The following is a 12,270-nucleotide window of genomic DNA, read 5'->3' as shown; positions in this document are numbered from 1 at the left end:
GGACGTGCGCCGTCAGCCGACCGGCTGGTCCGCCCGCTCCATCTGCTGGGTGCCGGACCGGGTGCGGTACGAGCGCAGCAGGGCGCTGGTGGCCTGCGGGTCGGTCTTGTCGGAGATCCCGAAGTAGTCCATCTGCGTGCGCTCGGCGTTGACGTCCAGGACCCCGTAGCCGTGGGAGTCCATGTCCAGCCACTTCACATGCCGGTTGGCGGCCTTCAGGGCGGCGACCCCGGCCAGCGAGATGGTGTGCGGGGCGACATGCAGGAAGTCGTCGACGTTGTCGGAGGTGACGGAGGTGACCACGAACTCCGTCGCCACCGGCTGGTCGGCGGGGTAGGTCGCCGCCTGGAGCGGTACCTCGTTGGCCCAGGCCATGTGGATGTCGCCGGTCAGGAACACGGTGTTGTCGATACCGCGGTCGCTGAGGTGGCTCAGCAGCTCGCGCCGGTCATCGGTGTAGCCGTCCCACTGGTCGGTGTTGATCGCCAGGCCCTCCTTGGGTATCCCGAGGATGTCGGCGAGCGGGCCGAGCAGCTTCGCGGGGACGGCGCCGAAGGCGACCTGCGAGATCATCACCGAGGTGCCGACCAGCCGCCAGGCGGTGTCCGAGCGTTCCAGGCCGGCCTTGAGCCAGTCCAGCTGGGCCCGTCCGGTGAGCGTACGGCTCGGGTCGTCGACGTCGCCGCTGCCCGGCTTGGCCTGCTCGTCGCGGAACGACCGCAGATCCAGCAGATGCAGATCGGCGAGGGTGCCGAAGCGCAGCCTGCGGTAGGTGGTGCCGGCGGTCGAGGGGCGCACCGGCATCCACTCGAAGTACGCCTGCTTCGCGGCGGCCATCCGCGCGGACCAGGAACCCTCGCTGTCCGGCGTGTGGTTCGTCGCGCCGCCCTTCCAGGCGTTGTCGGCGAACTCGTGGTCGTCCCAGATGGCGACGACCGGGTGCGTGGCGTGCATGGCCAGCGCGTCCGGGTCGGTCTTGTGGACGCCGTGCCGGATGCGGTAGTCGGCGAGCGTCAGCAGCTCGTGGGCGGGGGAGTGCGGGCGGACGACGTACTTGAACTCCGGGTACTCGCCGGACTTGTACTCGTAGAGGTAGTCGCCGAGGTGCAGCACCGCGTCCAGGTCGGTGCGGGCGGCCAGGTGCCGGTACGGGGAGAAGTAGCCGGACTCCCAGTTGGCGCAGGAGACCACACCGAAGCGGACGTTGCCGGCGGCGGAGTCGTGGGCCGGGGCGGTGCGGGTGCGGCCGACGGGGGAGTGCTGCCCGCCGGCGGTGAAGCGGTAGTAGTAGTGGGTGGCGGGCCGGAGGCCGCGCACGTCCGCCTTGACGGTGTGGTCGGCGGTGGCCGAGGCGGTCAGGCTCCCCCGGGCGACGACGGAGGCGAAGTCCTTGTCGGTCGCCACCTGCCAGCTCACCTTGGTGGCCGGTCCCCGGCCGGATCCGGGGGTGGCCGCCGGGGTCGGCGTGACCCGGGTCCACAGCAGGACGCCGTCCGGGAGCGGGTCACCGGAGGCGACGCCGTGCTGGAAGAACGGGTCCTGGCCGGAGCCCTCTTGGGCGTGCGCCGTGGCGGCGCCGGCGAACGGCAGAAGTGCGGCGGTGGCGGCTACGGCCGTAACGGCAGTGCGGCGCGAGATCTGGTCATGATCGGTCACGGCCGCTCACCCTACTGGCCGGTAAGCGGCGCCGGGAGGGCGAATTCACGGGAACTCCGAGAATTCGCCCTCCCGTTGTCCGAAAGGCACTCAGCGGGAGGCCGTGGGGTCCTTTTCGCCCTCGCGGATGCCGTTCTGGTCTCCTTCGTCCTTGCTGCCGCCCTTGCCCGGGTCCGGCTTCCCGGAGCCCTTCGCCGGGCCGAACTCCTTGTCGATCATCTTCTTGAAGTTGGCTTGCGCGAGCCGGTTGTACTGCGCCTGCGTCATCTGCTGCTGCGGCACCTGCGGGATCGTCAGCTTCTTGTCGCCGTGCATGAAGGTGGGCGTGCCCTTGACGCCCTTGCGGCCGAACAGTGCGGTCATGTCCATCACCCAGCGGTCGTAGGTGCCCTTCTTCACCGCCGTCTCGAACGCCTTGTTGTTCTTCAGCTCCGGCACCGTGGCGGCGACCTTGAGCAGTCCGGCGTCCTTGCCGTAGGTGTCCACCTGCTCTTCGGGGTGGAACTTGGCGGAGTACAGCGCCGCCTTGTACTTCAGGAACGCTTCCGGGCTGACATTCAGCGCCGCGCCGAGCGCGTTCAGCGCGTTCTTCGAGCCCTCGCCGCCGGCCGGGGTGTCGTCGATGAAGGTGTACATGGTGAAGCGGACCCGGTAGCGGCCGTCCTCGATGTCCTTGGCCAGCGCCTCCCCGGTGCTCTGCTCGAAGGACGCGCACGCCGGGCAGCGGACGTCCTCGAAGACCTCCAGGGTCTCCTTGGCGTTCTTGTCACCTATCAGGATCTCGGTGCCGTTCTTGCCCTGGGTGTGGGCGGGCGCGACGGGCTCGGCCTCCTTGGCGGCCTCCCAGCCCGTGGGCTCGTTGGCCTTCATCACCATGAAGCCGATGCCGCCGGCCACGGCCAGGACGCCGACCAGGGCGCCGGTCACGACGAGTTGACGGCGCAGCTTGTCCTTCTTCTTCTGGCGCTCGCGCTCGGCCCGGATGCGCTCGCGGGCGGCGGCCTTGCTGGCCTGGGTGTTGCGGTTGCTCATGGGGGGTTCCGTCCCTCAAGGGTGGGGTTGCTGCTGCGGACTGGTCAGACGGCGGCCGCGACGGGCGGGCCGCGGCGCAGGACGCAGTGCACCAGGAGGGGGAGCGGGCGGGCCGGCGGCGGAGGCGGCGGGCGGAGGCGCCGACGGGGCGGCGGGAACGCGGTGGTGACCACCGCGACCGCGGTCCGCAGCGGGCGGACGGCGCCGGCCGCGGCGGCGCGCAGCAGGGCGTCCAGGGCGGCGTCACCGCGGTGCAGCCAGCCCGCGGCGAGCAGGCCGACGGCGACATGGGCGGCGAGCAGCAGCCAGGGGGCGGCCGCCGGCACCGGGGGCAGCGGCGTGTCCGTGTGGGCGGCGAATCTGGCGAGCGGAGTGCCCAACTCGCCGCGCCCGCACAGCAGACCGACGCCGACCGAGCGCAGCGGGCCGGTGACCGGGCCGCCGGCCCCGCCGTAACAGGTGTGCTGTCCAGCGGTGAAGACGGTGTCGGCGGCCAGCTCCAGGGGCACCAGCAGCGCGGCGATCCGGCCGTAGCCACGCTCCCGTCCGGTCAGCGCATAGGCCGCGGCGAAGACACCGGCGCAGATCGCGGCCACCGAAGCGAGCGGCAACGGGGCGCGGGAGAGCAGGACATGGGAGGTCGCGGACAGGGTGGTGCACAGCGCGGTGAAGAACGCCGCCCGCACCGCCCGGAGCTGGACCCCCGGCGCGGCCGCCGGCCGGGTCCCGGGACGCCCTCCCGTCGCCTGCATGATCGGGAGTCTGCCATGTGTACGGCGTCGGGGCGGGTCAAGATTTGGCATCGGCCGGCGTGCGCGGAGCACGCCGGCCGAGGAAGGCAGCACGGAGTCCGGCCTTCGCCTACGTCACTTCTTCAGGACCTTGTCCACCGCGGAGTTGAAGGCGGCCACGCTGGACGGTGCCGACGTGCCCTGCGGGGTCTTCGTGCCCAGCACCGTGCCGTTGAGTTTGACCGTCGGGGTGCTCGTGACGTCCTTGACGGAGTCGAAGGCCTTCGACACCCCCAGCGCCCAGCGGTCGTACGTACCGGACTTGACGGCCTTCTGGAAGGCGGCGTTCCCCTTCAGCGCCGGGACGGTGTCGGCGACCTTGATCAGGTAGCTGTCGTCGGCGAACTTGTCCGCGCCGCGCTCGTCCGGGTGGAACTCCTTCGAGTACAGCGCGTACTTGTACTTCAGGAAGGCGTCCGGGCTGACGTTCAGGGAGGCGCCCAGCGCGTTGAGCGCGTTCTTGGAGCCGCTGCCCTGGAGGTTGTTGTCGAGGAAGGTGCCCAGGTGGTAGGAGGCCTTGTACTTGCCGTCCTTGATGTCCTTCTCGATGGTGGCGCCGGCGGTCTGCTCGAAGGCGGCGCAGCCGGGGCAGCGCGGGTCCTCGAAGAGCTCCAGGGTGTTCTTGGCGTCCTTCTTGCCGACGGTGATCGTGGTGCCGTCGGTGCCGCTGGTGTTGGCGGGCTTGACCAGCGGACCGTCCGCCGCCTTGTCACCCGAGCCGGCCACCGCCACCGCGATGCCGCCGGCTATCGCCAGGACACCGACGATCGCGCCGCCGACGATCAGCTGCCGGCGGAGCCGGTCCTTCTTCGCCTGCCGCTCGCGCTCGGCGCGCAGTCGCTCGCGGGCTGCCTGCTTGTTGGCCTGGTTGTGGCGATTGCTCATGACAGTTCCTGCTCCGTGGGAATCCGTGCGATGGGATGGGTGCGGTGGCCTACGCGGCGAGCGCGCAGGGCGGCCCACGGCGCACGACACAGTGCACGAGCAGGGGGGCGGTGCGGGCCGGAGACCCGGACCGTACGGGAGCGGGCGCCGGGCGGCGCGGGGCGGCGGTGGCGCCGATGACCGCGACGGCGAGGAGCAGCGGGCGGAAGGCGAAGCCGGCCACCGCGTCCAGCAGGCGGCCCAGCGCGGCCTCACCGCGGCGCAGCCAGCCCGCGGCCAGCAGCCCGATCAGCAGATGCGCCGCCAGCAGGACGAGCCAGCTGCTCACCGGTCCGGCCTGGTCCTCGGGCAGCCGCGTCAGCGGTGCGCCGCCGACCGGTCCGCCGCCGCACAGCAGATCCACGCCGAGCGAGCGCAGCGGCCCGGCGACCGGGCCGCCGGCCGCTCCGTAACAGGTGTGCTGACCGAGGCTGAAGACCAGATCGGCGGTGAGCTCCAGGGGGACCAGCAGCGCCGCGATGTGCCAGTAGCCGCGCTCCCGGCCGGCCAGCGCGTAGGCGAGGACGAACACGGCCGCACTGAGCATGGCGACGGTGGTCAGCGGCAGCGGCATACGGGACAGCAGCACATGGGACGCCGAGGACAGCGCGACGCACAGCGCCGTGAAGAGCGCCGCGCGCAGGGCCCGCAGGTGAGGTGCCGAAATGTCCATCGCAGCCGAGTGTGCCATGACCAGGGGTAAGGGATGCTTAAGGGGGCCCGAAGCCGTACGCACCGGACGATACGGTGCGTACGGAGTGACTCGGGCCCCTGCTCCCTACAGGCCGGGGATCCGGCCGTTGCGGAAGAGGTCCACGAAGACCTGGTGGTCAGCACGGGCGCGGGCGCCGTAGGAGTGCGCGAAGTCCACCAGCAGCGCCGCGAAGCCCTCCTCGTCGGCCGCGATGGCCGCGTCGATGGCACGCTCCGTCGAGAACGGGACCAGCGAGTGGCCGCTCTCGTCGTCCGCTGCGGCGTGCATGGTCGCGGTGGCCCGGCCCAGGTCGGCGACCACGGCCGCGATCTCCTCCGGGTCGTCGATGTCGGACCAGTCCAGGTCGACCGCGTACGGCGAGATCTCGGCGACCAGCTGGCCCGCGCCGTCGAGTTCGGTCCAGCCCAGCCACGGGTCGGCGTGGTCCTGGAGGGCGCGCTGCGAGATCACCGTGCGGTGGCCCTCGTGCTGGAAGTAGCCGCGGACCCGGGGGTCGGTGATGTGCCGGGAGACGGCCGGGGTCTGCGCCTGCTTCATGTAGATCACGACATCGTTCTCCAGGGCGTCGCTGTTGCCCTCCAGAAGGATGTTGTACGAGGGCAGGCCGGCCGAGCCGATGCCGATGCCGCGGCGGCCGACCACGTCCTTGACGCGGTAGGAGTCCGGGCGGTCCAGGCTCGACTCCGGCAGCGTCTCCAGATAGCCGTCGAATGCGGCGAGGACCTTGTAGCGGGTCGCCGCGTCCAGCTCGACGCTGCCGCCGCCCGCCGCGAAGCGCCGCTCGAAGTCGCGGATCTCGGTCATCGAGTCCAGCAGCCCGAACCGGGTCAGCGAGCGGGCGTCGCGCAGCGCGTCCAGCAGCGGGCCCTCGGCGGTGTCCAGCGTGAAGGGCGGCAGCTCGTCCTTGTCGGAGCTCTTCGTCCCCGACGCCAGTGCGTGGATGCGCTCCCGGTAGGCGGCCGCGTAGGTGCGCACCAGGTCGGTGATCTGCTTGTCGCTGAGCGCCTTGGCGTAGCCGATCAGTGCGACCGAGGCGGCGAAGCGCTTCAGGTCCCAGGTGAACGGGCCGACGTAGGCCTCGTCGAAGTCGTTGACGTTGAAGATCAGCCGGCCGGTGGCGTCCATGTACGTGCCGAAATTCTCGGCGTGCAGATCGCCGTGGATCCACACCCGGGCGGTCCGGTCGTCCAGATACGGGCCGCTGTCCTTGCCGTCGCCGTCCTGTGCGGCGTACGTCTCCATGTCCCGGTAGAACAGGCAGGCCGTGCCCCGGTAGAAGGCGAACGCGGAGGCGGCCATCTTCCGGAATTTGACGCGGAAGGCCGCGGGGTCGGCGGCGAGCAGCTCTCCGAAGGCGGTGTCGAAAACGGCGAGGATCTCCTCGCCGCGCTGCGCGGCGTCCTGCGCCGGGGCGTGCTGGGACGGCATCGCTGGGTGCCTCCTGAGGTGCGGAACGGTACGGGATCCGTGGCGGATCCCCCGGCGATGGGCCGGGGGAGGATCTGCCACTGACAACGCGCGAGGCTACTCGTCGGTGCCCGTCGATTGTCACCGGGGAGCCGTAGACTTCGAGACCACCATCCGCCCCTCCCGGTCCTGCCGGGCAGGTGTCCCCCGCCGACCGTTTTCCCGGAGGTCCTCCGCCGTGGCAGCCCCGTCCAGGCCCCCCTTCACGCACCTGCATGTCCACACCCAGTACTCACTGCTGGACGGTGCGGCGCGGCTGTCGGACATGTTCAAGGCGTGCAACGAGATGGGCATGACGCATATCGCCATGTCCGACCACGGCAACCTCCACGGGGCCTACGACTTCTTCCACTCGGCGCAGAAGGCCGGGGTGACGCCGATCATCGGCATCGAGGCCTATGTGGCCCCGGAGTCGCGGCGCAACAAGCGCAAGATCCAGTGGGGCCAGCCGCACCAGAAGCGCGATGACGTCTCCGGTTCCGGCGGTTACACCCACAAGACGATCTGGGCGGCCAACAAGACCGGTCTGCACAACCTCTTCCGGCTGTCCTCGGACGCGTACGCCGAGGGCTGGCTGACGAAGTGGCCGCGGATGGACAAGGAGACCATCGCCCAGTGGTCCGAGGGCCTGATCGCCTCCACCGGCTGTCCCTCCGGTGAGCTCCAGACCCGGCTGCGGCTCGGCCAGTTCGACGAGGCGCTGAAGGCCGCGTCCGAATACCAGGACATTTTCGGCAAGGACCGGTATTTCCTGGAGCTGATGGACCACGGCATCGAGATCGAACGCCGGGTCCGCGACGGCCTGCTGGAGATCGGCAAGAAGCTCGGCATCCCCCCGCTGGTCACCAACGACTCGCACTACACCTACGCCCACGAGTCCACGGCGCACGACGCCCTGCTGTGCATCCAGACCGGCAAGAACCTCTCCGACCCGGACCGCTTCCGCTTCGACGGCACCGGCTACTACCTCAAGTCCACGGACGAGATGTACGCCATCGACTCCTCGGACGCCTGGCAGGAGGGCTGCGCCAACACCTTCCTGGTGGCCGAGCAGATCGACACCGCCGGGATGTTCGAGAAGCGCGACCTGATGCCGAAGTTCGACATCCCGGAGGGCTTCACCGAGGTCACCTGGTTCCAGGAGGAGGTCCGGGTCGGCATGCAGCGCCGCTTCCCGGACGGGGTGCCCGACGACCGGCAGAAGCAGGCCGAGTACGAGATGGACATCATCATCCAGATGGGGTTCCCCGGCTACTTCCTCGTCGTCGCCGACTTCATCATGTGGGCCAAGAACAACGGCATCGCGGTGGGCCCCGGCCGTGGTTCCGCGGCCGGTTCGATCGTGGCGTACGCGATGGGCATCACCGACCTCGACCCGATCACGCACGGGCTGATCTTCGAGCGGTTCCTCAACCCCGAGCGTGTCTCCATGCCCGATGTCGACATCGACTTCGACGAGCGCAGGCGCGTCGAAGTCATCCGGTATGTCACGGAAAAGTACGGCGCCGACAAGGTCGCCATGATCGGCACCTACGGCAAGATCAAGGCCAAGAACGCCATCAAGGACTCGGCCCGCGTCCTGGGTTACCCGTACGCCATGGGCGACCGCCTCACCAAGGCCATGCCCGCCGACGTCCTCGGCAAGGGCATCGACCTCAGCGGCATCACCGACCCCAAGCACCCGCGCTACAGCGAGGCGGGCGAGATCCGGGGGATGTACGAGAACGAACCGGACGTGAAGAAGGTCATCGACACCGCCAAGGGCGTCGAGGGCCTGGTCCGGCAGATGGGTGTGCACGCGGCCGGCGTGATCATGTCCAGCGAGCCCATCGTCGACCACGCCCCGGTCTGGGTGCGGCACACCGACAACGTCACCATCACGCAGTGGGACTACCCCCAGTGCGAGTCGCTCGGCCTGCTGAAGATGGACTTCCTGGGCCTGCGCAACCTCACCATCATGGACGACGCCGTCAAGATGGTGCGGAAGAACAAGGGCGTCGAGCTGGAGATGCTCACCGTCCCGCTGGACGACCCCAAGACGTACGAGATGCTCTGCCGCGGTGACACCCTCGGTGTCTTCCAGTTCGACGGCGGCCCGATGCGTTCGCTGCTGCGGCTGATGAAGCCCGACAACTTCGAGGACATTTCCGCCGTCTCGGCCCTGTACCGCCCGGGTCCGATGGGCATGGACTCGCACACCAACTACGCGCTGCGCAAGAACGGCCTCCAGGAGATCACCCCGATCCACCCGGAGCTGGAGGAGCCCCTCAAGGAGGTCCTCGGCCTCACCCACGGCCTGATCGTCTACCAGGAGCAGGTGCAGAAGGCCGCCCAGATCATCGCCGGGTACTCCCTCGGCGAGGCCGACATCCTCCGCCGCGTGATGGGCAAGAAGAAGCCCGAGGAACTGGCGAAGAACTTCGTGCTCTTCCAGGAGGGCGCGAAGAAGAAGGGCTTCTCCGACCAGGCCATCCAGGCACTGTGGGACGTCCTGGTCCCGTTCGCCGGCTACGCCTTCAACAAGGCGCACTCCTCCGCGTACGGCCTGGTCACCTACTGGACCGCCTACCTCAAGGCCAATTACCCCGCCGAATACATGTCCGCGCTGCTGACCTCCGTGCGCGACGACAAGGACAAGTCGGCGGTCTATCTGAACGAGTGCCGGCGCATGGGCATCAAGGTGCTGCCGCCGAACGTCAACGAGTCCGAGGCGAACTTCGCCGCCCAGGGCGACGATGTGATCCTCTTCGGCCTCACCGCGGTCCGTAACGTCGGCCAGAACGTCGTCGATTCGATCATCCGCTGCCGCAAGGCGAAGGGGAAGTACTCCTCCTTCCCCGACTACCTCGACAAGGTCGACGCGGTCGTCTGCAACAAGCGCACCACCGAATCACTGATCAAGGCCGGGGCCTTCGACGAGATGGGCCACACCCGCAAGGGGCTGACGGCCCACTACGAGCCGATGATCGACAACGTGGTCCAGGTCAAGCGCAAGGAGGCCGAGGGGCAGTTCGACCTCTTCGGCGGCATGGGCGACGACAGCGCCGACGAGGGGCCGGGCTTCGGGCTGGACATCGAGTTCTCGGACGTCGAGTGGGACAAGACCTATCTCCTCGCCCAGGAGCGCGAGATGCTCGGTCTCTACGTCTCCGACCATCCGCTCTTCGGCCTGGAGCATGTGCTGTCCGACAAGGCGGACGCCGCCATCGCCCAGCTGACCGGCGGCGACTACTCGGACGGTTCGATCGTCACCATCGGCGGCATCATCTCCGGCCTCCAGCGCAAGATGACCAAGCAGGGCAACGCCTGGGCCATCGCCACCGTCGAGGACCTGGCCGGCTCCATCGACTGCATGTTCTTCCCGGCCACCTACCAGTTGGTGTCCACCCAACTCGTCGAGGACACCGTGGTCTTCGTCAAGGGCCGCCTCGACAAGCGGGAGGACATCCCCCGGCTGGTGGCCATGGAGATGATGGTCCCCGACCTCTCGGAGGCCGGCACCAACGCCCCCGTGACGATCACCATTCCGACGGTCAAGGTCACCCCGCCGATGGTCGAGAAGCTCGGCGAGGTGCTCAGCAGCCACCGCGGCTCCACGGAGGTGCGGATCAAGCTCCTGGGGGCCCGCAAGACCACTGTGCTCCGGCTGGACCGGCACCGGGTCACGCCCGACCCGTCGCTGTTCGGCGATCTGAAGGTGCTGCTCGGCCCGTCCTGTCTGGCGGGCTGACCGGCCGGCTCCGGCCGGTACCCCGAGGGGCGCGCCCGTTGTGGACGCGCCCCTCAACTTCCCTGCGGTACAGGTCAGTTGTGACCGAAGCGCCGCTGGTGCTTACGTGCCACATCCGCCGGGCTGCCCTGTGCCTGCGACCGCGCCTGGGACTGTGCCTCCAGGCTCGCCTTCTGGGCCTCCTGCTGGCCGCGCTCGGACGCGGATGCCTTCTGCTGACTGCGGTCCTGCTTCTTGTCCTTGGCCATGATCTTTGCCTCCTGAGGGGGGAATCCGGGATCTGGGCCGGAACCAGACTGACATGGCGGACAGGCGCCTGCATTTCGGGCAATTACCGTGCGTTATATGGTTGATCACGCACCGTGTACGACGCCCCCGCTGAATCCGCCACGCCGATGATCGAGTTCGGGCAGATAACGCCCGTACGGTCGGGCAGACTCCAGAGAAAGCCGAAGAACACTCGAGCCATGGGCCGAGCCGGGGGGCGACCGGACTTTCAGCACCTCAGGGAAGAGGGTGGAACGTGGATCGCTGCGTCGTCCTGGTGGACGCCGGATATTTGCTCGGTGCCGCCGCGAGTCTGCTCGCCGGAGAGCCCGCCCGTTCCAGGATCAGCGTCGACCACGCCGCCCTCATCCAGGGGCTGCGCCAGCGCGCCGAGGCGGAGACCGAACGCCCGCTGCTGCGGATCTACTGGTTCGACGGCGCCCCCGACCGCGTCCCGCAGCCCGAGCACCGCAGGCTGCGGGTGATGCCCCGGGTCACCGTCCGGCTGGGTGCCCTGACCCGCAGCGACGGCCGCTGGGCGCAGAAGGGCGTGGACGCCGCCATGCACGCCGAGCTGACCGAACTCGCCCGTAACCGCGCCTGCTCCGACATCGTGCTGGTCACCGGCGACGGCGATCTGCTGCCCGGACTGATGTCGGCGAAGGAGCACGGCGTCGCCGTCCATCTGTGGGCCGTGCAGGCCGCGGACGGCGACTACAACCAGTCCGAGGACCTGGTCGCCGAGGCCGACGAACGGCGGGTGCTGGACCGCACCTGGATCACCCGCGCGGTCCGCGCCAAGGAACTCGGCGGCCCCTGCGCCCCGCCGCCGGTACCCCGCCCCGAGATCGCCGCGATCCTCTCCGCGCCGCTGCCCGAGTCCGCGGCCGCGGCGGCCGCCGCGGCCGGACCGGAAGCCGCCGAGCACACCCATGAGCACAACGGCGCCAACGGCGTCTCCCGCCCGGCGGCCGGTGCCGGGAGCGGAGCGGCCGCCGCCGACGGGCCCGGCGCCGGATCCAAGGTCGTGCCCACCCCCAAGGACCTGGCCGGCCTCGGCCGGGCGCACGCCGCGGGCCAGCAGCCGCCCGGCGCGGGCGGGCCCGCCCCCGCGGCGGGCGCCACCCTGCGCTGGTCGTCCGACAAGGGCTGGGTCGAGCGCGGCGGCCCGGCCGGCGACCCGGACGGGGCCGCGGCCCTGCCCACCCTCGCCCAGCTCACCAGCGCCGAGCAGCGCTGGGCCGACCGCGAGGAGGACATCACCGCGGTCAGCGGCGACCCCTTCGAGGTCGGTCAGGTCTTCGCCCGCCGCTGGACCGACCGGCTCTCCGAAGCCGCGCACCTCCAGCAGCTGTCCACGGAGTACCCCCGCATCCCGCACCGGATCGACGGTGAACTGCTGCGCTACGCCGCCCGCTTCGGGCTGCTCGCCCACAAGGACGACCAGATCGACGAGCACGACCGCTATGCGATCCGGGCCGGTTTCTGGCGCGAGGTCGACCTGCGGACGGCCGCCGAGCACGCACCGGCCGGGGACTGACGGGACGCGCCGCCCCGGGCCCGGCTCGCCCGCCGGAGCCCCGCGGCCCGGAGGCGGCCCGGGGACGCGTACCCTCATAGCTCGTGAGGACGGGCGCAAAACAGGTGGAGCGCGGAGTGCCGGTGTGCGCCGTGCGGGACCTGGTCAA

At 70.0% G+C, this 12,270-nt stretch carries 9 protein-coding genes; 2 read left to right on the top strand and 7 right to left on the bottom strand.

Translation table 11 applies throughout. The features are described from left to right. Positions 1-12: 12 nt before the first annotated feature. The 6 genes from QT196_RS10765 to QT196_RS10740 all read right to left on the bottom strand — a co-directional run bounded on the left by QT196_RS10765 (position 13) and on the right by QT196_RS10740 (position 6,546). A complete protein-coding gene (locus QT196_RS10765; protein WP_290354811.1) occupies positions 13-1,656 on the bottom strand; it encodes an alkaline phosphatase D family protein in 1,644 nt (547 codons plus the stop codon). 90 nt (positions 1,657-1,746) lie between these two features. Further along, the gene (locus QT196_RS10760; protein WP_290354810.1) at positions 1,747-2,688 is read right to left on the bottom strand and encodes a thioredoxin domain-containing protein; all 942 of its coding nucleotides are present in this window, start codon (positions 2,686-2,688) and stop codon (positions 1,747-1,749) included. 44 nt (positions 2,689-2,732) lie between these two features. Beyond that, positions 2,733-3,440: a hypothetical protein gene (locus QT196_RS10755; RefSeq protein WP_168478661.1), complete on the bottom strand. Its 708-nt coding sequence runs from the start codon at positions 3,438-3,440 to the stop codon at positions 2,733-2,735. A gap of 114 nt (positions 3,441-3,554) precedes the next feature. Next, the gene (locus QT196_RS10750) at positions 3,555-4,364 is read right to left on the bottom strand and encodes a thioredoxin domain-containing protein (protein WP_290354809.1); all 810 of its coding nucleotides are present in this window, start codon (positions 4,362-4,364) and stop codon (positions 3,555-3,557) included. A gap of 49 nt (positions 4,365-4,413) precedes the next feature. Next, positions 4,414-5,076 (bottom strand): hypothetical protein, encoded by a 663-nt coding sequence (locus tag QT196_RS10745; protein ID WP_290354808.1) that lies wholly within the window; start codon positions 5,074-5,076, stop codon positions 4,414-4,416. Positions 5,077-5,181: 105 nt separating this feature from the next. Then, entirely contained in the window at positions 5,182-6,546 is a 1,365-nt protein-coding gene (locus QT196_RS10740) for a DUF2252 domain-containing protein (protein WP_168478658.1), read from the bottom strand. 217 nt (positions 6,547-6,763) lie between these two features. Here QT196_RS10740 and dnaE point away from each other — a divergent pair, with 217 nt between their 5' ends. Further along, complete coding sequence (gene dnaE / locus QT196_RS10735; protein ID WP_168478657.1) at positions 6,764-10,315, top strand: DNA polymerase III subunit alpha; 3,552 nt, start codon at positions 6,764-6,766, stop codon at positions 10,313-10,315. A 74-nt stretch (positions 10,316-10,389) separates the two neighbouring features. Here dnaE and QT196_RS10730 read toward each other — a convergent pair whose 3' ends face one another. Continuing rightward, positions 10,390-10,563: a hypothetical protein gene (locus QT196_RS10730; protein WP_167536078.1), complete on the bottom strand. Its 174-nt coding sequence runs from the start codon at positions 10,561-10,563 to the stop codon at positions 10,390-10,392. A 275-nt stretch (positions 10,564-10,838) separates the two neighbouring features. Between QT196_RS10730 and QT196_RS10725 the strand changes: the two genes are divergently transcribed. After that, entirely contained in the window at positions 10,839-12,122 is a 1,284-nt protein-coding gene (locus QT196_RS10725; RefSeq protein ID WP_266730328.1) for an NYN domain-containing protein, read from the top strand. The last annotated feature ends 148 nt before the right edge of the window (positions 12,123-12,270 follow it).

The sequence above is a fragment of the Streptomyces sp. P9-2B-2 genome (assembly GCF_030406865.1).
Lineage (GTDB): Bacteria > Actinomycetota > Actinomycetes > Streptomycetales > Streptomycetaceae > Streptomyces > Streptomyces platensis.
Note: the sequence above shows the minus strand (reverse complement) of the source record. Positions and strands in the feature narration are given on the sequence as shown.